Below are 22,773 nucleotides of genomic sequence, written 5' to 3' on the forward strand. Positions count from 1 at the left end.
GCATGCCGCGACCGGACGACCCGCTGCCGGTCGCCCCGCACGTCCCGCTGCCGGTGACCGGGGTCCTGCTCGCCGCCGGTGCCGGGACGCGCATGGGCATGCCGAAGGCGCTGGTGCGGACGACGGACGGGACGCCGTGGCTCGGGTCCGTGAGCCGGGCACTGCTCGACGGCGGCTGCGCCTCGGTGGTCGTGGTCCTCGGCGCCGCGGCCGGGGACGCCCGAGTGCTCGTGCCGGACCTGCCGTCCGTCCGCACGGTGGTCGCCGAGCACTGGGCCGAGGGACCCGGTGCGTCGCTCGCGGCGGGGCTGCGGGTGCTCGACGACGGGGTCGTCGCGTGCGTCGCGCTCGTCGACCTGCCGACGATGCCACCGACGGTCGTGCGCCGCGTCATCGGGGCGTCTGCGGGTGCGGACGTCCTGCGGCGTGCCGCGTTCGACGGCCGACCGGGTCACCCGGTGCTGGTCGGTCCGGCGCACCGCGGGGCGCTCGTCGCGGCGGTCACGGCCGACCCGGGGGACCGGGTCGCCGGTGCCTGGCTCCGGCGGGCGGGGGCCTCCGCGGTCGACTGCGCGGACCTGTGGAACGGCGAGGACCGGGACCGCCCGACGCCCGGACCGCCCGTCGAGCAGGCCGCTGACGGCTCAGTCGCCCCAGTCGCCGAGTGCGAACCGGTACGACTGGTAGGTCGCGTCCACGATCCCGATGCCGAGCACCACCCAGAAGACCCACCGTGAGCGACGACGGCCGGCCAGCGTGGAGGCCACGAGCACCATGAGCGGGAACTGCACCGAGCTCTCGCGGGCCATCGAGGTCCACGCGTAGCTCGTCCCCATGGACACCACCATGAGGCCCGTGTACACCAGCTCGGGCCACCACCGCTTCGCGATGAGGAAGCCGACCGCGACCAGGTAGACCGCGACCATCACGATGTCCGACCACTCCTGGAACTGCCCCGACCCGGTCGTCCCGGTCGCGATCCGGAGCGTCGTGCGGAACGTCTCCCACGGCCACTGCGTCTCGCGGTGCCACCCGAGCTTCTGGACGAGGAACCAGTGCGTCGGGTTTCCGGTCTGGTGCCAGAGCCAGGCGAGGTAGTAGCCCAGGCCGAGCGACCCCACCGCACCGAAGGCGGCGGCTCGCCACAGGCGCGACCAGAACGGCCGGATCCGCGGGCCGAGCAGCTGCGCGACGACCAGGGCCGCCACGAGGTAGACCGTCTCCACACGGATCAGTCCCGCCGGGATGCAGAGCAGCGCCCCGGTGAGCCAGCGGCCGCGCTGGACGAGCAGCCAGGCGGCGATCGCGAAGGCCAGGTAGGGCGACCCGGCGTACGGCGCGACCATGAAGTGGGCGTAGGGCCCCGCGACCAGGAGCGCGACGGCGCCGGCCGCGACGCGCGCGTCGAAGCGGTCGCGGACGACCTTCCACAGCAGCACCGCGGCGACGGCGGCGGAGAGGCCGGTCACGAGCCACATGGCCGCGGCGACCTGGGTCGGGTTCGGGGTGACGGTGAAGAACACACCCTCGGCGACGAAGCGGGAGAGGAAGGGGTACCCGGGCAGGAACGCCTCGTCGAACGGCACGACGCCGAAGGTCGGGTAGCCGGCCAGGGCGACGTGCAGGTAGTTCTCCGCGTCCCAGTGGTTCAGGACGGTCGGCAGCGTCCGCAGGCCGAGCTGTCCCGGTCGCTCGACGAGCCAGGCGACGAGGGCGGCTCCCTCGAGCAGCACCCGGGCCGCCGCCCAGATCGCCAGCGCCGCGAGCGTCCCGCGAAGCGCCCGTCGACCGCGGTCGTGCAGCGCTCCGGAGGGGTCGTGCGTCGACTCGCCGACGAGGTGGTCGGGGCGGTCGAGGGGCGTCGGCGGCGCGGTCGCGGTGCTCACCGGAAGATCCTAGGTGGGCCGGGAGCCTCCGACCCGGCACCGGTGCGACACGGACGACGGACGGACGGGAGGCGCGGTGCCGGCCGGCACCGCGCCTCCCGTCCGTCGCTGGTCGCGTCGACTACGCGACGGGCTCGCGCACCTGGTCGAGCGTCGGGTAGTCGGTGTAGCCCTCGGCGCTCGCACCGTAGAAGAGCTCGGGACGCGGCTCGTTGAGCGGCGCGTCCTGCTCCCAGCGCTCGGCGAGGTCCGGGTTCGCGATGGCGGCCCGGCCCACAGCGACGGCGTCGGCGAGGTCGCCGTCGAGCAGCGTGATCGCCTCGTCGCGGGTGGTCATCGAGGAGAAGCCCGAGTTCGCGATGAACGGGGCACCTGCGGTGCGGCGCACGTGCTGCACGAGCTCGCTGGCCGGCTCGGCGTGCAGGACGTCGACGAAGGCCAGCCCGAGCGGCGCGAGGCCCTCGGCGACGGCGGTGTAGGTCGCACGGACGTCGGCGTCGTCCTCCTCGAGCACGCCCTGGATGTTGTGCTGCGGCGAGAGACGGATGCCCACGCGGTCGGCGCCGACGGCCTCTGCGATCGCCGTGGTGACCTCGACGGCGAAGCGCGCGCGGTTCTCGGGCGAGCCGCCGTACTCGTCGGTGCGGGTGTTCGACACGGGGGAGAGGAACTCGTGCACGAGGTACCCGTTCGCACCGTGCACCTCGACGCCGTCGAGCCCGGCCGCGATCGCGTTGCGAGCGGCGCGGACGAAGCCCTGGACGGCCTCGCGGACCTCGTCGGTGGTGAGCTCGTGCGGCACGGGCATGTCGGCCTTCGAGCCGTCGGCCAGGTGCGTCTGCCCCGGAGCGGCGATCGCCGAGGGGCCCACGATGCGCGGGGTCTGCGAGATGTCGGTGTGCGACACGCGACCGCCGTGCATGAGCTGCATGACGATCGTGCCGCCGCGCTCGTGCACGGCGTCCGTCACGCGGCGCCACCCGGCGACCTGCTCGTCGGTCTCGATGCCGGGCTGGCCGGGGTAGGAGCGGCCCTCCTGCACGGGCCAGGTGCCCTCGGTGATGATCATGCCGAGGCCGGCGCGCTGCGCGTAGTGCTCGACGAGGAGGTCGTTGGGGATGCCCTGCTCACCGGCGCGCGTCCGGGTGAGGGGTGCCATGACGATGCGGTTGCGGAGGTGGAGTGCGCCGAGGTCGGCGGCTTCGAAGAGCTTCACGTGTCCGTTCAACCACGTGTTGCGCGGGGCAATTCCCCCGGCACGGCGGATCCTCAGCGACCGGGGCACACCAGCGTGCTCGAGCGGACCTGGCCCTCGGGGCGGATCACGGTGTGCTGCGAGAGTGGCTGGTGGCAGATCGGGCAGGGACGGTCGACGGTACGGTCGTCGACGCCCTCGACGCGTCCGGCACCGATCTGCGACGGACCCATCTTCTCGATGAGCGTGCGGTTCCAGCGGTCGTACCAGCTGCCGAAGCGACCCATGGTCCGTCCTTTCGTTCGTACACGAATCATTCTGCCACGAAGTACCTGCTCAGTCGAGTGCGTCGACGCGTCCGAGCAGCTCCGTCAGGTCGTCCTTCAGTCGCTCGAGCCGGTCGAGCGGCCAGCCGAGCCGGTCGGCCACCGCGACCGGGACGGTGCTCGCCCGCTCGCGGAGTGCCCGACCGGCGGTGGTGAGCGACACCTCGAGCTGGCGTTCGTCGGCCGCGCTGCGCTGGCGTCGGACGTAGCCGGATGCCTCGAGGCGCTTGAGCAGGGGGCTCAGCGTGGCGGAGTCGAGGCGGAGTTCCGCGGCGATCTCGCGCACCGATCGCGGGTCGTGCTCCCACAGGGCGAGCATGACGAGGTACTGCGGGTGCGTCAGGCCCAGCGGGTCGAGCAGGTCGCGGTACAGGCCGACGACGCTGCGGCTCGTGGCGGCCAGGGCGAAGCAGAGCTGCCGGTCGAGGGCGAGGGGGTCGACGTCGGGCGCGGTCATGCGTCCACGGTACTTCGTCCACGAACGGTCAGGGTGCCCCGTGCTGCGGTCGTGCACGGCACACGGACGGGAGGCCCGGTGCCGGTCTCGTGGACCGGCACCGGGCCTCCCGGCGGTGCAGTGGGGCTGGCGCCCCCGCGGACGCTCGACGCCTAGGCGCGGTGCGTCGGCGTGTGCCCCTCGTGCGGGTTCGCATCGGGCTCCACGTCGGCGGCGTGCGACCCGCGGTGTGCTCCGGCTCCGGCCCCGGCGGTGGCACCGGCGACGGCGGGCTCGGCGCCGTGGCCGCGGTCGTCGCCGGGGTGCGAGCGCTCGAGCTTGGCGCCCTCGACGTCGACGTCCGGCAGGATCCGGTCGAGCCACTTCGGGATCCACCAGGCGCTCTTCCCGAGCAGGTGCATGACCGCCGGGATGAGCAGCATCCGGACGACGAAGGCGTCGACCAGCACACCGAACGCCAGGCCGAAGCCGATCGGCTTGATGGTCGAGGACTCGGAGAAGATGAAGCCCGAGAACACCGAGATCATGATGATCGCGGCAGCCGTGACCACCGCGCGACCGGCGTGCAGACCACGCTGCACCGCGACCTTGGCCGAGGCGCCGTGCGCGTACGCCTCACGCATGCCGGACACCAGGAAGAGCTGGTAGTCCATCGCGAGCCCGAACAGGATGCCGATCTCGATGATGGGCAGGAAGCTCAGGATCGGCGCAGGGTCGTGCACGCCGAACACGGAGCCCAGCCAGCCGAACTGGTAGATGGCCGTCAGACCACCGAAGGACGCGAGCACGGACAGGATGAACCCGGCCGTCGCGGTGATCGGCACGAGGAACGACCGGAACACGACGATGAGGATGATCAGCGACAGGCCGACGACCACGACGAGGTAGAGCGGCAGCACGTTCGCGAGCTTCTCCGACACGTCGATGTTCGCGCTGGCGTTGCCCGCGACCCCGAGCGTCACCGTGCCGTCGTCGGTCTGCACGGTCTGCTCGCGCAGGTCCTTGACCAGGGTCTCGGTCGAGACGCTGTCCGGGCCGCCCGCGGGCTTGACCTGGAAGGCGATGATGTCGCGGTCGGACGACGCGCCGATCGGCAGGACGGCCTCGACGTCGTCGTTCTTCGCGAGCGCCTGGCCGATGGTGACCTCGGTCGCGGTGACGTCGTCCTTCGCGATCGCCTCCGGCAGGTCGGCCACGACGAGCAGCGGACCGTTCTGGCCGGCGCCGAACTCGTCCTCGAGCGCCTTGTACGCCTTGTACTGCGACGAGTCGGTGGCCTCGGAGGCACCGGTCGGCAGGCCGAGGCGCATCTGCGTGGCGGGGAGGGCGATCGTGCCGAGCACCGCGACGCCGGCGACGAGCGTGACGACCGCGCGCCAGGTCGACATCGGCTTGTTCGGCACCCGGACGGACCCGGTGTGCCCGATCTGCTGCCGCTCCTTCTTCCGGAGGATGCGCATGCCGAGCAGGGACAGCAGCGCCGGGGTGAACGACGTCGCGATGAGGATCGCGAACAGCACGGCGACGGCGCCGACGGTGCCCATCAGGCCGAGGAACGGGATCCCGGTGATGTTGAGCGCGAGCAGGGCCACGATGACGGTCGTGCCCGCGAAGACCACCGCGTTGCCGGAGGTGCCGTTGGCGAGACCGATGGACTCGTGGACGCCCATGCCGGCCTTCAGCTGCGTCCGGTGTCGGTTGAGGATGAACAGCGAGTAGTCGATGCCGACCGCCAGGCCGAGCATCACCCCCAGCACCGGCGTGACCGAGATGAACTCGACCAGGCTCGAGAACGAGAGCGACGCGAGGGTGGCGACGCCGACGCCGAGCACGGCGGACAGCAGCGGGATGGCGGCGCCGATGACCGTGCGGAGCATCAGGAAGAGCACGAGCGCGGCGATGATGACACCGACGATCTCGCCGGGGCCGAGGATCGACGGGACACCCTGCGCGATGTCGTTCGAGACGTACACCTCGAGGCCGTCGATCTTCGCGCTCTCGGCCCGGTCGGAGATCTCCTGCTTGGTCTCCTGCGGCACCTCGAAGGTCGACTTCGTGAACTGCACGGTGCCGATCGAGGCAGCGCCGTTCGACGACACGAAGCGGATGTCCTTCGACAGGTCGAGCAGGTCGGACCCCTGCTCCAGCTCGCGCTCGTTGTCCTCGAGCTTCTTCGTGTTGTCGTCGATCTCCTGCTGGGCGTCGGCGATCTGCTGCTCGCCCGCGGTGATCTGCTGCTGCTGGGCGTCGATCTGCGCCTGGGCCTGCTCGAGCTGCTGCTGACCGGCCTGCGCGGCCGCACTGTTCGCGGCGGCGGCCCCGGCGGCCTGGGCCTGCGCCTCGGCCTGGGCCTTCTGCTGGTCGAGCTGCGCCTGCGCCTGCTCGATCTGCTGCTTGCCCGACTCCAGCTGGTCCTTCTGCTGGTCGAGCTGGGCCTGGCCGTCCTCGATCTGCTTGCGACCGTCCTCGATCTGCTGGCGCCCGTCGACGATCTTCTGCCGCTGCTCGTCGAGCTGGTCCTGCGTGGTGAAGCCGTCACGGACCTCCTTCACCCCGTCGAGGTCGTCGATCCCGTCCAGGAAGTCCTTGACGTCGGCCTGCTGCGTCGCGGTGAACGCCTTGCCGTCGGTCGTCTCGAAGACCAGCGTGCCGTTGCCACCGTTCGCCGACGGGAACTTGTCCGCCAGCTCGTCCTGCACCTGGCTCGTCTTGGTGTTCGGGATCGTGATGGACGAGGAGATCGTGCCCGCGAACAGGCTGTAGGTGAGCCCCGCGATGCCCATGATGACGATCCAGGCGATGATCACCAGCCAGTGGCGTCGTGCGGAGAACCGTCCGAGACGGTAGAGGAGACCGGCCATGCGGTTGCCCCGTCCTTTCGTGTCAGGTGCTGTGGTGGTGCGGGGTGCGCCGGTGGACCCCGGGGGGAGTGGTCAGGAGGCCGGCATGTAGCCGGAGCGGACGCTGTGCACGAGTCTGCTCAGCAGGGCGTCCCAGGCGGTCAGTGACGCCGGGGTGAGCTCGGGGCCGTCGTTGGTGAGCCAGTGGTCGGCGATGACGACGATCCCGCTCATGAGCGAGTCGACGAGCAGCGCGGTGTCGAGCGGGTCGGCACCCGGGTGTCGCCGGGCGACCTCGTCGCGCAGCCGGTCGGTGACCCGCGAGAACGCGGTCTGGGTGAGGACCGCGGCCTTCGGGTCCTCCTTCCCCGGTTCACCGATGATCCGGTACATCCCGGAGATCGCCGGCGCCAGGTCGGCCCCGCGTGCGGCCGACTCGAGCTCCTCGAACATCGACGCGCGGCTGCCGTCGCCGATCGGGGTCCGGGCCATGTCGGCCAGGAACCGGTCGATGATCACCGAGAGCTCCTGCTCGCACACCGCGAGCAGGACCTCGTCGAGCGACGCGAAGTGGTTGAAGACGGTCCGTCGCGCGATGTCGGCACGCGACGCCAGGTCGTCGACGCCGAATCCGCGTCCGCCGCGTTCGTCGACCAGGTCCCGCGCTGCCTGCAGGATCGCGGCACGGTGCTTCGCCTTGAGCGCGGCACGACGGTCGGTGGTGGTCACGTGTGCCAACACTAGGTGCATCGATGCACTCGGTGCACCTTCTCCGAGCGCTCCCTCAGGTTCGTCCCCCGGGCACCGAGGGTCGCGGGTCGATCCGGGTGCGTCGGAGCAGAACACCGGTTCCGCACACCGGTTCCGGCTGCCAGACTGGGGGCTCGCGACCGCCGTACGAAGGAGTACCCATGACCGTCCGCCTGAGCCCGGAGACCCTGGACCGGATCGCCGCGAGCGGCGTCGCCGTGCCGAGCTACGACCGCGACGGGATCACCCCGGGGATCGTGCACTTCGGCGTCGGCGGCTTCCACCGTGCGCACCAGGCGATGGTGGTGGACCGGCTCCTGCAGCAGGGCGAGGCCCGCGAGTACGGCATCTGCGGTGTCGGTGTGCTCGAGCAGGACCGTCGCATGGCCGCCGCGATGGCGGAGCAGGGCGGCCTCTACACGCTCGTGCTCAAGCACCCGGACGGCACGCGGGAGTCGCGGGTCGTGGGCAGCATCGTCGAGTACCTGCTCGCGGTGGACGACCCGGACGCGGTCGTCGAGAAGATGGCGCACCCGGACACCAGGATCGTCAGCCTGACCATCACCGAGGGCGGCTACAACTTCGACCACGTCACGGGGGAGTTCGTCGCGGACGAACCGGGTGTCGCAGCGGACCTGCGCGGGGACGCCCCGCCGCGGACGGTCTTCGGCCTCGTGGTCGAGGCGCTCCGGCGTCGTCGCGACCGGGGTCTCGAGCCGTTCACGGTGATGTCGTGCGACAACATCCAGGGCAACGGACACGTCGCTCGGCAGATGTTCACCGCCTACGCCCGCCTGCAGGACCCGGCCTTCGCGGCGTGGATGGGCGAGCACGTGTCGTTCCCGAACTCGATGGTCGACCGGATCACCCCGGTCACGACCGACGAGGACCGGGCCTGGGTCCGTGACGAGCTCGGCATCGAGGACGCCTGGCCGGTCGTCGCCGAGCCGTTCTTCCAGTGGGTGCTCGAGGACGACCACCCCGCCGGCCGCCCCCGGTACGAGGACGCCGACGTGCAGCTCGTCGACGACGTCGAGCCGTACGAGCTGATGAAGCTCCGGCTCCTCAACGCCAGCCACCAGGGGCTCTGCTACTTCGGGTACCTGTCCGGGTACCGCTACGCCCACGAGGCCACGCAGGACGAGGCGATCGCGACCTTCCTCCGCCGCTACATGGCCGAGGAGGCGACCCCGACGCTCCACGCGGTCCCCGGGATCGACCTCGACGACTACACGGCGACGCTCATCGAGCGCTTCCGGAACCCCGAGGTCCGCGACACCCTCGCCCGGCTCTGCGCCGAGTCGAGCGACCGCATCCCGAAGTGGCTGCTCCCGGTGGTCCGCGAGAACCTCGCATCCGGAGGTCCCGTCGCGCTCTCGGCCGGCATCGTCGCCTCGTGGGCGCGCTACGCGGAGGGCACCGACGAGGACGGGCAGCCGATCCAGGTCGTGGACCGCCTCGCCGACCGGCTGACGGCGGCCGCGCGGCGGCAGGACGAGGACCGGCTCGCCTTCCTGCAGGACCGCCAGGTGTTCGGCGACCTGGTCGACGACGACCGGTTCGTCGCGGCGTACCGCGACGCGCTCGACGGGCTCCTGCAGGACGGCGCACACGCGACGGTCACGCGACTGTCGCGCTCCTGACACGTCGCCCGCCGGACGGGAGGCGCGTGCGGACCCCGACCACGCGTGTCGGGTCCGCCACCACCGGACGGGAGGCGCGTGGTGGCACCGCCACGTGCCTCCCGTCCGACCGTGGCCGCGTGGCTCGCACGGCGGGACGCGACGTGCAGGTGGATCGCGGGCGGGGTCGGCATGCTCGTCCGCGTGCGGACGACGAGGACGACCCTGGCCACGATCGCGGCGGTGGCCGCGCTGACGCTCGCCGGGTGCAGCGGCAGTGGTGGTGGCGACCCCTCGGGCACGGCGGGCGGTGCTCCGACGGCGACCACGACGCCGGTACCGGTACCGGTACCGACACCGACCGCGACCGCGGACGCGGCGACGTCCCGCGCGTTCGCCGCGCTCGAGGAGCGGGACGACGCCCGGATCGGTGTCGTCGCGATCGACACGGCGGACGGCAGCAGCGTCGGGTACCGGGCCGACGAACGGTTCGCCTTCGCCTCGACGAACAAGGCGTTCATCGCCGCGGCGGTCCTCGACGCGTCGAGCGGCGAGGACCTCGACGAGGTCGTGCACTACGGACGGGGCGACCTGCTCGAGTACGCACCCGTCACGAGCCGGTACGTCGACGAGGGCATGACGGTCCGGGCGCTCGTCGACGCGGCGGTGCGCGAGAGTGACAACACGGCTGCGAACCTGCTCGTGGAGCGGCTCGGCGGGGTGGGCGGTGTGTCGCGGTGGCTGCGGGGGATCGGGGACGACGTGACCCGGGTGGACCGCGTCGAGCCCGACCTCAACACGGCGGTCCCGGGTGACCCGCGGGACACGACGACCCCGGCGCAGTCGGCGAGCGACCTGCGGGCGGTGCTCGTGGGCGACGCGCTGGACGCCGGGGACCGCGAGCTGTTGCGGTCGTCGATGGCGGGGACGACGACCGGCGACGGCACGATCCGGGCGGGCGTCCCCGCGGGCTGGACGGTCGCGGACAAGACCGGGACCGCCTCGTACGGGGTGCGCAACGACATCGCCGTCGTCCGGCCGCCGGGCCGGGACCCCGTCGTGCTCGTCGTCTTCACGGCGCACGAGCGGGCGGACGCGGAGCCGTCGGACGCCCTGGTGGCCGCGGCGACCCGATTGGCGGTCCAGCGGATCGGCTGAGGGACACCCCCGGGCGGTGCTCAGCGCGGGAGCGTCGTGGCCCAGCGCCCGAGCACGTCCCACACCTGGTCGCGGACCTCGGGCGCGGAGAGCACCACGTCGTGCAGGGCCCCGTGCAGGCGCCGGACGGTCACCTCGGAGCCGAGCGACAGGGCCCGGTGCGCGACCACGTCCACGTTGAGCGCGACGTCGGCGCGCGTCATCGCGTCGTCCCACCGCGGCTGCAGCATGCTCTTGTCGCTGAGCAGCACGAGGGTCGGCACCGCGATGCCGAGCCCCTGCGCGACCCGTTCCTGCCCGGCGAACACCGCGGCGAGCCACCCGGGGTGCAGGGCGAAGCCCCGTTCGGGCCGCCAGCGCTGGTCGTAGGTCCACGACCCCTCGCCCGTGGCGGACACCGTGCGGGTGGAGAAGCCCGGGTCGACCGCGGGCATCGGCGCGAGCGGGTTCCGCCGTGCCCCGAGCTTGATCACCGGCGTGACGATCGCCCGGCCGAGTGCACTCGCCTGGAACTCGAGCCACGGGCTGTTCAGCACGAGGCCGTCGACGAGGTCGGGGTGCCGCGCGGCCCAGAGCGCCAGGGTCAGCCCGCCGGTGGAGTGCCCCATCGGGACGAGTCGTCGGCGCGGACCGCCGTGGTGCTCGGCGGCGATCGCGTCGAGGGCGGCGCCGATGTCCTCGTCGTACACGGACAGGTCGTCGACGAACCCGGGCGTCTGGTGCGGGCGGAGGCTCCGGCCGTACTTCCGCAGGTCGAGGGCGTGGAATTGCGCGCCGAGCCGCTCGAGGCGCTCTGCCAGCTCCACCTGGAAGAAGTAGTCGGACCAGCCGTGCACGTACAGCACGTCCACGCCGTGCAGGGGGCCGCGGGCGTGCAGCAGCAGGTCGTTCGGTGACCGCCGGCGCCGGACCAGGGTCGCGACGACCGGTCCCTCACCGTCCTCGCCGAGCGGGAGCTCGAGGCGTTCGAACGCGGCCCCCAGCACGTCCTCGTGCCACCGTCCGGTCCCCATCCCCCGAGCGTACCGACGAGCACACGGTCACGACGCGGTCACGGTCGGGTCACGGGACGGTGACGGCGGGAGCCCCTGCGGTAACGATCCGTACCGACTCGGTCCTTTCCCAGCGGTCGTGCCGGTTCTGCCCGGGGAACCCCGGGCAGACGTCCGAACAGCGTTGGGAGGGTCACCCGACGCCTCCGGACGACGGGGGCGGGACGACGAGGGGGACACATGACGATGCGACGTGCGACCGGGGCAGCCCTGGGCTTCGTCGGCGGCAGCGTGCTGGCGGGGTTGCTGGTCGGGGTCGGTGTGACACCGGTGCTCGCGGTGGCCGGCGTGGGGACGACCTCGGCGATCGACCTGTTCGACTCGATGCCGGAGTACATCGAGATCGGTGACCTGCCCGAGCGCAACGAGATCTGGGCGTACCAGGGCGGACAGCCCGTGCACCTGGTCGACGTGTGGGACCAGAACCGCCAGGAGCTGTCGCTCGACCAGATCAGCGACACCCTCGAGCACGCCGCGATCGACGGCGAGGACAAGCGCTTCCGCGAGACGGGCGGCGTCGACCCGACGAGCCTGGTGCGGTCGGTCGCGAGCGTCATCGCCTCCGGCGGGCAGGGCGGGTCCGGTGGCTCCACCATCACGATGCAGCTCGTGCGGAACATCAAGATCCAGCAGGCGAGCGAACTGCCGACCGCCGAGGAGCGCGAGGCCGGCTACCGCGAGGCGACGAAGAAGAGCCCGGAGCGCAAGCTCGCCGAGGTGAAGCTGGCGATCGGACTCGCGAAGGAGTACTCGAAGGACGAGATCCTCGCCGCCTACCTGAACATCGCGTACTTCGGCGACCAGACCTACGGTGTGCAGGCAGCCGCGCAGCGGTACTACGGCAAGGACGCCTCCGACCTGACCCCGGCCGAGGCCGCGTCGCTGATCGCCATCGTGCAGTGGCCCGAGCGCCGCGACCTGTCGACGCCCGAGCACCACGCCGACAACCAGGCGCGGCGGGACGTCATCCTCCGCTCGATGCACGAGCAGGGGCACCTGGGCGACGCGGACCTCGCGACGGCGCTCGCGTCCCGTCCCGCCGACTACGTCCGCCTCACGGCGCCGCAGCAGGGGTGCGAGTCGGCGGTGCGCGGCGCGGAGTTCTTCTGCGCGTACGCCGAACAGGTGGCGAAGGAGCTGCCGCAGCTCGGCGCCGACCCCGGTGCCCGCGCCGCCGCGTGGCGCACGGGCGGGTACCGGGTGCAGACCACCCTCGACCTCGACCTCAACACCCAGCAGAAGGACCTGCTCGCCCTGCACGACCCGGCGACCGAGAGCCGGCTCGCCCTCGGTGCGACGCTCGACACCGTCGAGGCGGGCACCGGTCGCGTGCTGACGATGGCGCAGAACAAGGACTTCGACCGGTCGGCCGACGCACCGGCGACGGCGACCTCGCTCAGCTACGCCACCGACGAGTCGAACGGCGGCTCGAAGGGGTTCCAGGTCGGCTCGACCTACAAGATGTTCACGCTGCTGCAGTGGCTCGAGTCCGGCCGGAGCCCCGACACGGTGGTGGACGGGACGCGGAAGGCTCGCGCCACGTGGACGCAGTGCGGGCAGCGGGTCACGCTGGACACCCCGTACGACCCGAAGAACGACTCGCCGGGGCAGACCGGGCCGTACTCGGTCCGCGCGGCGACGGCCCAGTCGGTGAACGCGGCCTACGCGGACATGGCGTCGCAGCTCGATCTCTGCGACATCCGCGACACCGCCGCGCGACTGGGCGTCCACCCGGCGACGGGTGGGGAGCTGCCGGCGAACCCGGCGGCGATCCTCGGGACGACGAGCATCGCCCCGCTGACGATGGCGGCCGCCTACGCCGGGATCGCGAACGGCGGCGTGTACTGCGCCCCGGTCGTCGTCGACCAGGTCACCGGGCCGGACGGGACGGCCCTCGGTGGGCAGCCGCGGTCCTGCACGCAGGCGGTGTCGGCGTCGGTCGCGGCCGAGGCGTTCGCGGTGATGCAGGGTGCGTTCCGCGGCGGCACGGCGTCGGGTGGGCAGACCCTCGACGGGGCGACGCTGTTCGGCAAGACGGGCACGACCGACGCAGCGGACCAGATCTGGCTCGTCGGCGGGACCTCGCGGGCGGTGACCGCGTACTGGCAGGGCAACACCGACGGCGGGAAGACGAACCTGCGGTACGTGGGGAGCGGCCAGGGCGGCACCTACGCCGGGTCCCGGGCGGACGTGTGGCGGCAGGCACAGACGGCGGTGAACGCGGCGCTGCCCGCCGGCTGATCGTCCGCTGCGGAGCGACCCCGTGACGGACGGGAGGCGCGGTGCCAGCCGGCACCGCGCCTCCCGTCCGCACGTGGGCCGCTACGAGACCTTCTTGCTGTCCTCGAGCCAGCCCGCGAGCTTCGTCATGTAGTCCGCCTGCGATGCGTAGTCGAGCGCCGGGAAGGTCCAGCTGTGGACCTGGCCCGCCTCGAGCGCGGCGTTGTCGGCGAAGGTCGGCTGCTTCTCGAGGTCCGCGACCTGGTAGCCCTGCTGCGACAGCAGGAGCACGTCACCGGTGATCTGCCCCGCGTTCTCCCACGAGTAGACGCCCCAGTAGAAGCCCTTCGGCTTCGGGTCCACGAAGTCGACACCGAACGACGAGTACATCTGCAGGCTCGGCTCGTCGCTCGGGCGGGTGACGTACGCGCCGGAGCCGTCGGCGAACATCGACACGACGGAGACGTCGCTCGACTTCGCGGCCTGCTCGAGCTCGTCCTCGGCCGCGTCGAAGCGGTCCTCGGCGGCCTGCACCTTCGCCTCGGGGGCACCGAGCGACTCGGCCAGGTCGGCGATGGTCTCGATGACGTCCTCGCCCTTGCCGCCCCACTTCACCTGGACGACGGGTGCGATCGCCTCGACCTGCTGCTGCTGCTCCTTGTCCTTGAAGCCGTAGCCGGGCTGGGTCGTGTCGAGCGTGCCCTGCTCGTCCTTCGGGTACACCGACGTGACGACGAGGTCGGGCTTCAGGGCCGCGAGCTCCTCGAGGTCGATGTCGCCGTACGCCTCGCCGAGCTGGGTGATGCCGTCGGTGTCGAGGTCGGCGAACCGCTTGTCCTTCGCCATCGTCAGCTGGCCGAAGGTGCCGACCGGGCGCAGCCCGTACTCGATGAACGAGATGGCGACGTCGTTGAGGACGACGACGCGCTTCGGCGTGCTGTCGGTCTTGACGGTCGTGCCGGTGGCGTCCTCGTACGACCAGGGGCCCGAGGCGGCCGAACCTGTGCCGGCGGTGTCGCCGGAGCCGGCTTCGTCGTTCGCACCGGAGCAGCCGGTGAGGAGGAGGGCCGAGACGGCCACGGAGGTCACGAGGGCGGCGCGCAGGGAGCCGCGGCGGGGGATCTTCACGTTAGGAGAGCCTAACCTAACTCTGAGAGGCCCGCCAGCATCGGACGCGAACACGGACCCGGACCGGCGGCGGTCAGGCGCGTGGTGCCTCGTGCTCGTCCGCCTCGTGCTCGTCCGCTTCGTGCTCGTCCGCTTCGGGCACGATCATCGGCGCGCCGGTGACCGGGTCCGGCACGACGCGGGCGTGCAGCCCGAAGGCGGTCTGCAGCACGGTGGGTGTCAGGACGTCCTGCGGCGTGCCGTCGGCGACGACACCGCCGTCGTGCAGCACGACGAGCCGGTCCGAGTACCGCGCCGCGAGCGTCAGGTCGTGCAGCACCATCACGACGGTCGACCCCTGCTCGCGGTTCAGGCGCCGCACGAGCCGGAGCACGTCGAGCTGGTGCGCGAGGTCGAGGTACGTCGTCGGTTCGTCGAGCAGCAGGGTCTCCGCCTGCTGCGCCACCACGAGCGCGATCCAGGCGCGCTGCCGCTGGCCGCCGGACAGGCTCGCGACGTCGCGGTGCGCGACCTCGGTCAGCCCGGTCGCCGCGATGGCCTGCTCGGCGACGTCGGCGTCGTCGGCCGTCCACGGCTTCGCCCACGACTGGTGCGGGTTCCGTCCGCGCATCACGAGGTCGAGGACACTCGTGCCGGCGGGAGCCACCGGCGTCTGCGGCAGGATCGCGAGCCGCCGGGCGACGGCGCGGTTCGGCTCCCGGCGGATCGGGGAGCCGTCCAGCAGCACCTCGCCCGACTGTGGCTTCAGCACGCGACCGAACGCCTTGAGGAGCGTCGACTTCCCGCACCCGTTCGCGCCGAGGAACGTCGTCACCGTCCCGCGCTCGATCCGCAGGTCCAGGTCGCGGAGGACGGGGTCGCGGTCGTAGCCGACGGAGAGTCTGCGGGCCTCGAGGACGGGAGGCACGGTGCCGGTCGAGGCGCCGCCCGCGCTCCGGTGGGTGGTCGCGTCCGGTGCGCCCGTGGTCCGGGTGTCGGTCGTGGTGGCGGTCATCGGGACATCTCCTTGCGGTGGCGGACGAGGAGCCAGATCAGGTACGGGGCCCCGACGACGGTGGTCACGATGCCGACGGGCACCTGCCACGGGAAGGCGGAGCGCGCGAGCAGGTCGGCGCCGAGGACGAGGACCGTCCCGAGCGCCCCCGCGAGCAGCAGTGGCGGACGGTTCGTCCCGGCCAGCCGCAGGGCCACCTGGGGGACGACGAACGCGACGAAGCCGATCGGCCCGGCGGCGGCGACGGCGGCGGCGGTGAGGACGACCGCCAGGGCGAGGACGAGCAGCCGGTGGCGCTGCACGCCGAGTCCGACGCCGGTCGCGACCTCGTCGCCGAGCTGCCCGATGCCGAGCGCGGCGCTGGTGGCGAGGGCGATCGGGACGCAGACCGCTGCGACGAGCAGGAGCGGCCAGACCGTCGTCCACGAGGTGCTCGACAGGCTGCCGACGAGCCACTGCGACGCCGCCGTGGCGACGGTGATCTTCGCGCGGACGAGCAGGTAGCTGGTCACGGCGTCGAGCGTCGCGCTCACCCCGATGCCGACGAGCACCAACCGGTAGCTCTGCACGCCGCCCCGCCAGCCGAGGCCGTACACGGCGGCCGCGGCGACGAGCGCCCCGATCGTCGCCGCCACCGGGATGCCGCCGCTCAGGACGACCGCCGACACCGAGTAGGTGCCACCACCGAGCACGATCGCGGCGACCGCGCCGACGCTCGCTCCCGAGGTCACGCCGATGATGTCCGGCGTGCCGAGCGGGTTCCGGGTCACCGTCTGGGTCAGCGCGCCGGCCGTCCCGAGCACCAGGCCGACCAGGGCGCCGGTGAGCACGCGGGGGAGCCGGAGCGTGGTGACGATGAAGCCCTCGGGGCCGTCCTCGGCGCCGAGCAGTGCGCGGACGACGGTGCCCGGCGCGATGAACGTGCTGCCGACCGCGACGCCGAGCACCACCAGGGCCAGGGCGACGGCGAGCGAACCGACCGTCCAGCCGAGCACCCGCGGACGCCAGGCGAGTCCGACCGGGCCGATCCGGACACCACGGCGACCGGCGGGCGGACGGCCCGTGCCGGACGGTACCGCGCGCTCGGCCTCGAGCCGTCCGTCCGTGGCGGCGCTCACAGGGACACCAGCGATCGGCGACGGGCGACGGCGACGAAGACCGGACCGCCGAGCACGGCGAGCACGATGCCGACCTCGACCTCGGAGAACCCGCCGACCAGTCGGCCCACCACGTCGGCGACGAGCACGAGTGCAGCGCCGACGAGTGCCGACACGGGGAGCGTCCAGCGGTGCCCCGTCCCGACCAGGGCGCGGGCGACGTGCGGCACCGTGAGGCCGACGAAGCCGATCGGTCCGGCGGCGGCGGTGGCACCGGCCGCCAGGAGCGTGATGCCGCCGAGCCCGACGAGCCGGGCGACGAGCACGTTCTCGCCGAGGCCCTTCGCCAGCTCGGCGCCGAGCCCCAGGGCGTCGAGGGCGCGGGTGTTCCAGACCGCGAGCACGGCGCCGACGAGCAGGAACGGTGCCGCGGCCACGAGCACGTCGAGCTGCCGGGAGGCGAGCGACCCGACCACCCACAGGCGGTAGGCGTCGAGGGAGTCCTGGTCGGTCAGGACGATGAACGACGTGATCGCCCCGAGCAGGGCGGAGACGGCGGCCCCGGCCAGGGCGAGGGGCACGGGGCTCGCGGTGCCGCTGCCGGCGACGGTCACCGAGAACACGACGACGCTCGCGACGACGGCCCCGACGAGGGCGAACCAGACGGTGGCCCCGGTGCTCGTCACCCCGAAGACGTACACGCCGAGCACGACCGCGAGCCCGGCGCCGGAGGAGACGCCGAACAGCCCGGGGTCGGCGAGCGGGTTCCGGGTGTGGCCCTGCATGAGGAGCCCGGCGATGCCGAGCGCTGCGCCGACGGCGGCCCCGATCAGGGTGCGCGGGATGCGGGAACCCCAGACGACGGCCTCGGCGGTGCTCGACCCGCTGCGCGTCAGCCCCGCGAGCACCTGGTCGACGCCGAGCCGGTTGCTCCCGAGGAGCATGCTCGCGACCGCGGCGACGACGAGCGCGACGACCAGGGCCACGACCACCAGCAGCCGACGACGGACGGCCCGGCGGTGCACGCCGTCGGCACGCGGCGGGGCCTCGCTCCGGGCAGCCCGGTCGGGCGTCAGGACGGTTTCGGGGGATGGCACGCAGGCCAGCTTAGGGTAGCCTTCCCTTCATGGCGAAGATCCCGCGGCTCATGCCCGAGGCACCCCGGCTCTTCCGTGCTCGGGTGCTCCGCTCCGTCCGGCACACCCCGTCGGTGCAGCGGGTCACCGTGACGGGCGACGACCTGCACGAGTTCCCGTTCCTCGGGTTCGACCACTGGTTCCGCCTGTTCGTGCCGCGCCCCGACCAGGACGCCTTCCGGATGCCCGACCTGGACGGTCGCCGCTGGTGGCCGTCGTTCCTCGCCATCCCCGAGGACGTCCGTCCCCACTGCGCGAACTACACGGTCGCGGCCTTCCGTCCCGAGGTCGGCGAGCTCGACGTCGACTTCGTCGTGCACTGCGACGCCGACGGCGAGCCCGAGGGCCGCGCGGCGATCTGGGCCTGCGGTGCCCGTCCCGGCGACGAGCTCGCGATGCTCGACCAGGGCTGCATCTTCGACTGCCCGGACGACGCCGGCGAGGTCGTCGTCGCCGCCGAGGAGACCGGCCTGCCCGCCGTCGTCGGCATCGCGGCGTCGCTGCCGCGCGACGCCGTCGGCCGCATCATCCAGGAGGTCCCGACCGCCGCCGACGTCCGCGTGCTCGACGCCCCGGTCGGTGTCACGGTGACGTGGATCGTCCGGGCGGACACCGAGCACGACGTCCCCGGACGCGCGGCGCTCGCCGAACTGCAGCGGTACGTGCCCGCCGACGACCGTGGGTACGCCTTCGTGGTCGGGGAGTCGCGGCTCGCGACCGAGGGCCGGCGACACCTGCACCGTGCCGGTCTGCCGAAGACCCGGATCACCTTCTCCGGGTTCTGGAAGCACGACGCGCGCCAGGTCGTCCCCGCCTGAACGTCCCCGCGTAGCGTGCGGGCATGAGCAGTCGACTGAGCGAACTCGTGCTGAACTGCCGCGACCCCGAGGCGTTGTCGCGCTTCTGGTGCGCGGTCCTGGACTACGTCGAACTCGGGAAGGACGACGACGGCATCGAGATCGGGCCCGCATCGGGCTTCGGCGGCGCGACCCCGACGATCATCCTCAACCGGGTCGAGCACGCGCCGACCCAGACCCTGCGGCTCCACCTCGACCTCTCGCCGGTCGATCGCGACCAGGAGGCCGAACTCGAGCGGCTGCTCGCGCTCGGTGCCCGACCCGCAGACGTCGGACAGACCGGCGAGGAGTCCTGGCACGTGCTGCAGGACCCCGAGGGGAACGAGTTCTGCCTGCTGCGGACGCGGCTCGACCCGCTCTGACCTGCCCCCTCGCGCCGCCCGTTCCTTCCCAAGACAGGCGCGATGCAATGCGATCTCGGGCGTACCTGGTCGTTCAGGAGCACCAGGCACGCCCGCTTCGACCAGGGACGCCCGCTTCGACCAGGCACGCCCGCGTCCACCAGGGACGCACGGTCCGACCACGCGCACGACGGACGGGAGGCACGGTGCCAGCTGGCACCGTGCCTCCCGTCCGTCGACGCGGAGCGTCTAGCCCTTGAGGCCCGAGCCCGTCACGCCCTCCACGATCTGCCGCTGGAAGACCAGGTAGAGGATGATCAGCGGCAGTGCCGCGAGGATCGCGCCCGCCTGGATGTCGGCGTAGCGCTGCCCGAAGCTGCCCTGCACCGTGGCGAGCCCGACCGGGATCGTCATGAGGTCCGGGTTGGACAGGACGAACAGCGGCAGGAGCAGGTTGTTCCACACCCCGACGAAGGTCAGGATCGCGACCGCGGCGATCACCGGACGGGACAGCGGCATGATCACCGACCAGTAGATCTTCCACATGCCCGCACCGTCGATGCGCGCCGCCTCCTCGAGCTCCTTCGGGATGCCGTCGAAGAACTGCTTGAAGATGAAGACCGCGATCACGGCCGGCACCTGCGGGAAGATCACCGACCAGTACGTGTTGAGCAGGTTGACCGCGTTGAGCTCCTGGAAGATCGGGATGATCAGGACCTGCGTCGGGATCATGATGCCCAGGATGATGAGCAGGAACGCGACGTTCCGGCCGCGGAACGCCAGACGGGACAGCGCGAAGGCCGCCATCGAGGCGAACAGCACCGTCAGTGCCGTGGTGACGAGGCTCGTCACGCCGCTGGCGAGGTACCAGTTCCAGATGTCGCCGGACCGGAACAGCGACGCGTAGGAGTGCAGCGTCGGGTTCCAGTTCGACAGGATCGCGTTCGCGCCCAGGGCCGCGACCCCGTTGTCGGACAGTGACGTCTTCAGGGCGAACAGGCTCGGGATGAGCCAGATGATCGCGAACACCGTCAGGATGATCGCCGCGGCGGTGTTGAAGCCCTTGCCGGAGACGCCGATCTTCGCCGCGTTGGCGGGAGCGGCTGCCGAGACGCCGGAGCGCAGCTTCCGCGGACGCGACGTGGTGATGCTCTCGGTGGCGGTCATGTCAGGCCCCGATCTCTCGCTTGGCGGCAGCGCGCTCGACGAGCTGCCGGATGACCGCGATCGCGACGATCACGATGAACAGGAGCACCGACGCGGCGGACGCGGCGCCGAGACGGTTGTCGGTGAAGCCGACGCCGGTGATGAGCTGCAGCGAGACCTGGGTCGAGATGCCCGGGCCGCCGTTCGTCATCAGGTACACCTGGTCGAAGATCTTCAGGCTCGCGATGATCTGCAGCAGGATGACCAGCGTCGTCGTGCGGCCGAGCAGCGGCAGCGTGATCGACTTGATCTGCTGCCAGCTGGACGCACCGTCGACCGCGGCGGCCTCGTACAGCTCGCGGGGGATCTCCTGCAGGCCGGCCAGGTACAGCACGAAGTTGAAGCCGAGGGTCCACCACACGGTGGCGATCGCGACGCCGATCATGGCCGTGTTCGGGCTCGCGAGCACACCCGCACCCGGGGTCAGGCCGATCGCCTGCTGGATCGAGGCGAAGAGGCCCGTCGCCGGGGTGAAGATGAACACCCAGATGAGCGAGATCGTCGCCGACGGCAGGATGAACGGCAGGAAGAACGCCAGGCGGAAGAACCACTGCCCGCGGTTCATCCGGTTCGTCAGCACGGCGAAGACGAAAGCCAGGATCACCAGCGGCGGCGTCGTGTAGAGCGTGAACTGCAGGGTGTGCCAGAGCGACGACCAGAAGTCGGCGCGACCGAGCATCTCGGCGTAGTTCGCGAAGCCCGCGAAGCTGCCGAGCCCGGTGCGGACGGTCGAGGTGTTGAAGAAGCTCGTGACGATCATCCAGACCGTCGGACCGAGCAGGAAGGCCAGGTAGAACAGGCCGAAGGGCGCGAGGAAGAGCCAGCCGGTGCGGCCCTGTCCCCGGTTGGTGGAGTTCACGCGGGGGCGCGTGCCACGGGTGACCGCGGCGGCGTCCGTGGGTCGGGTGAGAACTGGTGCAGCGGTCACGTCATCGTGCCTTTCGCGCGGTGTTCACGTCGGTCGTCGGGGAGGCGTGCCCGGTCACAGCGGGCTCGGGGTGTTGAGGTAGGTGGCGAGCTGGTCCTTGATGGCCGCGAGCGCCTGGGCGGGCGAGCTGCTGCCCTGCTGCACCAGTGCGAGCTGGGCGCCGACGGTGTTCTCGAAGGTCGAGCCCGATCCGCCGTACCAGGCGGGGTCGTCGAAGACGGCGGACTCGGCTGCCGAGGCGTAGTTGGACTGCGGCTTGAGGTCCTTGAACGCGGTGCTGTCGAACGTGGGCATGTACGCGGGGACGTGCCCGCCCTCGGCCCAGGTCAGGCTCTGCTCGAGCATCTGCTTGATGAAGAGCATGTGCGCCTTGCGCTGCTCGGGCGTCCGGTCCTTCCGCGGCAGGATGAACGTGTGCGAGTCGGCCTGCGTCGCCGGCTTGTCGAACAGCTGCGGGACGGGGACCATGCCGAACTTCAGCCCCTTGATGGACTGCGCGGTGCTGATCTCCCACTCGCCCTGCATGAAGAAGCCCGCCTTGCCGGTGAACATCAGCGTCTGGGCGGTGGCGTAGTCGAGCCCCTTGTTCAGCCAGCCCTCCTTCACCCACTTCTGGGTCATGTCGGTGACCTTCGTGTACGCGTCCTCGTTGACGGTGAGCTTCGCGCCCCCGTCGCTGATGAACGGCGTCGCACCGTCGATCTGGTTGTACATCGACCAGAAGAAGCGCCACGGGGTCGCGACCTCGCTGACGTTCGCGACGTTGAGCGCGGTGCCGCCGGTGACCTTCGCGACGGCGGCCAGCGCGGCCTCGAAGTTCTCGAGCCCGTTGAGGTCCTTCAGGTTGCCGTCGGAGTCGATGAGCCCGGCCTTCTGGCACACGTCAACGTTGTAGAAGAGCACGAAGGGGTGCGTGTCGAGCGGCACGCAGATGTTCTTGCCGTCGGTCTTCTGCGCGGTCCAGGCCTTCTGGTTGAAGTCGCTGGCGCTCAGGCCGACGCTCGCCAGGTCGTCCTCGGTGATCGGGTCGAGCAGCCCGCCGTCCCAGAGCGGCTTCGCACGGGTCAGGTGGGCGATCGCGACGTCCGGCGGCTTGTTCCCGACGGTGGCCAGTGTGACCTTCGAGTAGTACGGGTTGCCCCAGGCGAACGTCGTCGCCTGCAGCGAGGACGGCCCGCCGTGCTGCTTCGCGTAGCCGGCCTCCATCGTCTGCATACGGACACCGTCGCCACCGCCGAAGAGGTTCCAGAAGACGAGGGTCTCGGGGTTCAGCGGGGCACCGGCGACGCCGGCGGCGAGCGGGCTCGAGCACGCGGCGAGGGGGAGGACCGCGGCGCCGGCGGCTGCACCGGCGAGCAGGGTCCTGCGGGTGAAGGCACCGCCGCGGGACTGCGGGGTGGGTACGGCTGGTCGGATCGGCATGGCATCACTCCATCGGGACGGGCCGAGCGGAGCGGTCGTTGCTCCGTGAGCGCTCACAGTAGCGGCAGGTCCGGGGGTGCGCCACCCCTTTCGTGAAGGTCACGACCGGGGCGCGTCCCCGCTTCCCCATCCGCCCGGAACCCGCTAGCGTTCATGGG

20 protein-coding genes are annotated in these 22,773 nt (G+C 71.8%); 6 read left to right on the forward strand and 14 right to left on the reverse strand.

Features of this window, described 5'->3' with window-relative positions; translation table 11 throughout:
- Positions 1 to 2 precede the first annotated feature (2 nt).
- Positions 3 to 737: an NTP transferase domain-containing protein gene (locus ACH0A8_RS08845; RefSeq protein WP_251160293.1), complete on the forward strand. Its 735-nt coding sequence runs from the start codon at positions 3 to 5 to the stop codon at positions 735 to 737.
- On the opposite strand, the gene ACH0A8_RS08850 is transcribed toward ACH0A8_RS08845, so the two are convergent.
- From ACH0A8_RS08850 to ACH0A8_RS08875, 6 genes are all read right to left on the reverse strand, one after another.
- Positions 645 to 1,886, reverse strand: coding sequence for a mannosyltransferase family protein (locus tag ACH0A8_RS08850; RefSeq protein ID WP_066655735.1), 1,242 nt, complete (start codon positions 1,884 to 1,886; stop codon positions 645 to 647). The genes ACH0A8_RS08845 and ACH0A8_RS08850 overlap by 93 nt on opposite strands.
- A gap of 121 nt (positions 1,887 to 2,007) precedes the next feature.
- On the reverse strand, positions 2,008 to 3,102 hold the full coding sequence (locus ACH0A8_RS08855; RefSeq protein ID WP_209685658.1) for an alkene reductase: 1,095 nt from the start codon (positions 3,100 to 3,102) through the stop codon (positions 2,008 to 2,010).
- A gap of 53 nt (positions 3,103 to 3,155) precedes the next feature.
- Positions 3,156 to 3,368: a hypothetical protein gene (locus ACH0A8_RS08860; RefSeq protein WP_251154519.1), complete on the reverse strand. Its 213-nt coding sequence runs from the start codon at positions 3,366 to 3,368 to the stop codon at positions 3,156 to 3,158.
- Between the two features lie 49 nt (positions 3,369 to 3,417).
- Positions 3,418 to 3,864: a MarR family winged helix-turn-helix transcriptional regulator gene (locus ACH0A8_RS08865; RefSeq protein ID WP_406907010.1), complete on the reverse strand. Its 447-nt coding sequence runs from the start codon at positions 3,862 to 3,864 to the stop codon at positions 3,418 to 3,420.
- Positions 3,865 to 4,016: 152 nt separating this feature from the next.
- A complete protein-coding gene (locus ACH0A8_RS08870; RefSeq protein WP_406907011.1) occupies positions 4,017 to 6,725 on the reverse strand; it encodes an MMPL family transporter in 2,709 nt (902 codons plus the stop codon).
- A gap of 72 nt (positions 6,726 to 6,797) precedes the next feature.
- On the reverse strand, positions 6,798 to 7,433 hold the full coding sequence (locus tag ACH0A8_RS08875) for a TetR/AcrR family transcriptional regulator (RefSeq protein ID WP_158407762.1): 636 nt from the start codon (positions 7,431 to 7,433) through the stop codon (positions 6,798 to 6,800).
- 182 nt (positions 7,434 to 7,615) lie between these two features.
- Here ACH0A8_RS08875 and ACH0A8_RS08880 point away from each other — a divergent pair, with 182 nt between their 5' ends.
- Both ACH0A8_RS08880 and bla read left to right on the forward strand, forming a co-directional pair.
- Positions 7,616 to 9,097 carry a mannitol dehydrogenase family protein gene (locus ACH0A8_RS08880; protein WP_066655718.1) on the forward strand — a complete coding sequence of 494 codons (1,482 nt, stop codon included), beginning with the start codon at positions 7,616 to 7,618 and terminating at the stop codon, positions 9,095 to 9,097.
- A gap of 171 nt (positions 9,098 to 9,268) precedes the next feature.
- On the forward strand, positions 9,269 to 10,234 hold the full coding sequence (bla, locus tag ACH0A8_RS08885; protein ID WP_406907046.1) for a class A beta-lactamase: 966 nt from the start codon (positions 9,269 to 9,271) through the stop codon (positions 10,232 to 10,234).
- A gap of 20 nt (positions 10,235 to 10,254) precedes the next feature.
- On the opposite strand, the gene ACH0A8_RS08890 is transcribed toward bla, so the two are convergent.
- The gene (locus tag ACH0A8_RS08890; protein WP_406907012.1) at positions 10,255 to 11,247 is read right to left on the reverse strand and encodes an alpha/beta hydrolase; all 993 of its coding nucleotides are present in this window, start codon (positions 11,245 to 11,247) and stop codon (positions 10,255 to 10,257) included.
- Between the two features lie 219 nt (positions 11,248 to 11,466).
- On the opposite strand from ACH0A8_RS08890, the gene ACH0A8_RS08895 reads away from it, so the two are divergent.
- Positions 11,467 to 13,527 carry a transglycosylase domain-containing protein gene (locus ACH0A8_RS08895; protein ID WP_406907013.1) on the forward strand — a complete coding sequence of 687 codons (2,061 nt, stop codon included), beginning with the start codon at positions 11,467 to 11,469 and terminating at the stop codon, positions 13,525 to 13,527.
- An 81-nt stretch (positions 13,528 to 13,608) separates the two neighbouring features.
- Here the strand turns inward: ACH0A8_RS08895 and ACH0A8_RS08900 are convergent, their stop codons facing one another.
- From ACH0A8_RS08900 to ACH0A8_RS08915, 4 genes are all read right to left on the reverse strand, one after another.
- The gene (locus ACH0A8_RS08900) at positions 13,609 to 14,634 is read right to left on the reverse strand and encodes an ABC transporter substrate-binding protein (RefSeq protein ID WP_406907014.1); all 1,026 of its coding nucleotides are present in this window, start codon (positions 14,632 to 14,634) and stop codon (positions 13,609 to 13,611) included.
- A gap of 73 nt (positions 14,635 to 14,707) precedes the next feature.
- Positions 14,708 to 15,628, reverse strand: a complete 921-nt coding sequence (locus tag ACH0A8_RS08905) for an ABC transporter ATP-binding protein (protein WP_406907015.1) — start codon at positions 15,626 to 15,628, stop codon at positions 14,708 to 14,710.
- Positions 15,625 to 16,746 carry an iron chelate uptake ABC transporter family permease subunit gene (locus tag ACH0A8_RS08910; RefSeq protein WP_081985013.1) on the reverse strand — a complete coding sequence of 374 codons (1,122 nt, stop codon included), beginning with the start codon at positions 16,744 to 16,746 and terminating at the stop codon, positions 15,625 to 15,627. The genes ACH0A8_RS08905 and ACH0A8_RS08910 overlap by 4 nt, the downstream gene beginning before the upstream one ends.
- Positions 16,743 to 17,822 (reverse strand): iron ABC transporter permease, encoded by a 1,080-nt coding sequence (locus ACH0A8_RS08915; RefSeq protein WP_235426357.1) that lies wholly within the window; start codon positions 17,820 to 17,822, stop codon positions 16,743 to 16,745. Before ACH0A8_RS08915 ends, ACH0A8_RS08910 begins: the two co-directional genes overlap by 4 nt.
- 29 nt (positions 17,823 to 17,851) lie before the next feature.
- On the opposite strand from ACH0A8_RS08915, the gene ACH0A8_RS08920 reads away from it, so the two are divergent.
- Together ACH0A8_RS08920 and ACH0A8_RS08925 are read left to right on the forward strand one after the other, a co-directional pair.
- Positions 17,852 to 18,679: a siderophore-interacting protein gene (locus tag ACH0A8_RS08920; RefSeq protein WP_066655700.1), complete on the forward strand. Its 828-nt coding sequence runs from the start codon at positions 17,852 to 17,854 to the stop codon at positions 18,677 to 18,679.
- A gap of 23 nt (positions 18,680 to 18,702) precedes the next feature.
- On the forward strand, positions 18,703 to 19,080 hold the full coding sequence (locus tag ACH0A8_RS08925; RefSeq protein WP_066655697.1) for a VOC family protein: 378 nt from the start codon (positions 18,703 to 18,705) through the stop codon (positions 19,078 to 19,080).
- Between the two features lie 228 nt (positions 19,081 to 19,308).
- On the opposite strand, the gene ACH0A8_RS08930 is transcribed toward ACH0A8_RS08925, so the two are convergent.
- The 3 genes from ACH0A8_RS08930 to ACH0A8_RS08940 form a co-directional block, all read right to left on the reverse strand.
- Complete coding sequence (locus ACH0A8_RS08930) at positions 19,309 to 20,226, reverse strand: carbohydrate ABC transporter permease (protein ID WP_066655694.1); 918 nt, start codon at positions 20,224 to 20,226, stop codon at positions 19,309 to 19,311.
- A 1-nt stretch (position 20,227) separates the two neighbouring features.
- Positions 20,228 to 21,124: a carbohydrate ABC transporter permease gene (locus tag ACH0A8_RS08935; RefSeq protein WP_066655692.1), complete on the reverse strand. Its 897-nt coding sequence runs from the start codon at positions 21,122 to 21,124 to the stop codon at positions 20,228 to 20,230.
- 123 nt (positions 21,125 to 21,247) lie between these two features.
- Positions 21,248 to 22,615 (reverse strand): extracellular solute-binding protein, encoded by a 1,368-nt coding sequence (locus ACH0A8_RS08940; RefSeq protein WP_209685680.1) that lies wholly within the window; start codon positions 22,613 to 22,615, stop codon positions 21,248 to 21,250.
- Positions 22,616 to 22,773 lie beyond the last annotated feature (158 nt).

Source organism: Curtobacterium sp. 179-B 9B NHS (assembly GCF_045370965.1).
Classification (GTDB): domain Bacteria; phylum Actinomycetota; class Actinomycetes; order Actinomycetales; family Microbacteriaceae; genus Curtobacterium.

Excerpts from the sequence above, each read along its gene's own strand:
- ACH0A8_RS08905 (WP_406907015.1), bottom strand. The coding sequence starts at position 15,628 with ATGACCGCCACCACGACCGACACCCGGACCACGGGCGCACCGGACGCG.
- ACH0A8_RS08890 (WP_406907012.1), bottom strand. The coding sequence starts at position 11,247 with ATGGGGACCGGACGGTGGCACGAGGACGTGCTGGGGGCCGCGTTCGAA.
- ACH0A8_RS08920 (WP_066655700.1), top strand. The coding sequence starts at position 17,852 with ATGGCGAAGATCCCGCGGCTCATGCCCGAGGCACCCCGGCTCTTCCGT.
- bla (WP_406907046.1), top strand. The coding sequence starts at position 9,269 with ATGCTCGTCCGCGTGCGGACGACGAGGACGACCCTGGCCACGATCGCG.
- ACH0A8_RS08940 (WP_209685680.1), bottom strand. The coding sequence starts at position 22,615 with ATGCCGATCCGACCAGCCGTACCCACCCCGCAGTCCCGCGGCGGTGCC.
- ACH0A8_RS08865 (WP_406907010.1), bottom strand. The coding sequence starts at position 3,864 with ATGACCGCGCCCGACGTCGACCCCCTCGCCCTCGACCGGCAGCTCTGC.
- ACH0A8_RS08870 (WP_406907011.1), bottom strand. The coding sequence starts at position 6,725 with ATGGCCGGTCTCCTCTACCGTCTCGGACGGTTCTCCGCACGACGCCAC.
- ACH0A8_RS08880 (WP_066655718.1), top strand. The coding sequence starts at position 7,616 with ATGACCGTCCGCCTGAGCCCGGAGACCCTGGACCGGATCGCCGCGAGC.
- ACH0A8_RS08845 (WP_251160293.1), top strand. The coding sequence starts at position 3 with ATGCCGCGACCGGACGACCCGCTGCCGGTCGCCCCGCACGTCCCGCTG.
- ACH0A8_RS08925 (WP_066655697.1), top strand. The coding sequence starts at position 18,703 with ATGAGCAGTCGACTGAGCGAACTCGTGCTGAACTGCCGCGACCCCGAG.
- ACH0A8_RS08930 (WP_066655694.1), bottom strand. The coding sequence starts at position 20,226 with ATGACCGCCACCGAGAGCATCACCACGTCGCGTCCGCGGAAGCTGCGC.
- ACH0A8_RS08895 (WP_406907013.1), top strand. The coding sequence starts at position 11,467 with ATGACGATGCGACGTGCGACCGGGGCAGCCCTGGGCTTCGTCGGCGGC.
- ACH0A8_RS08860 (WP_251154519.1), bottom strand. The coding sequence starts at position 3,368 with ATGGGTCGCTTCGGCAGCTGGTACGACCGCTGGAACCGCACGCTCATC.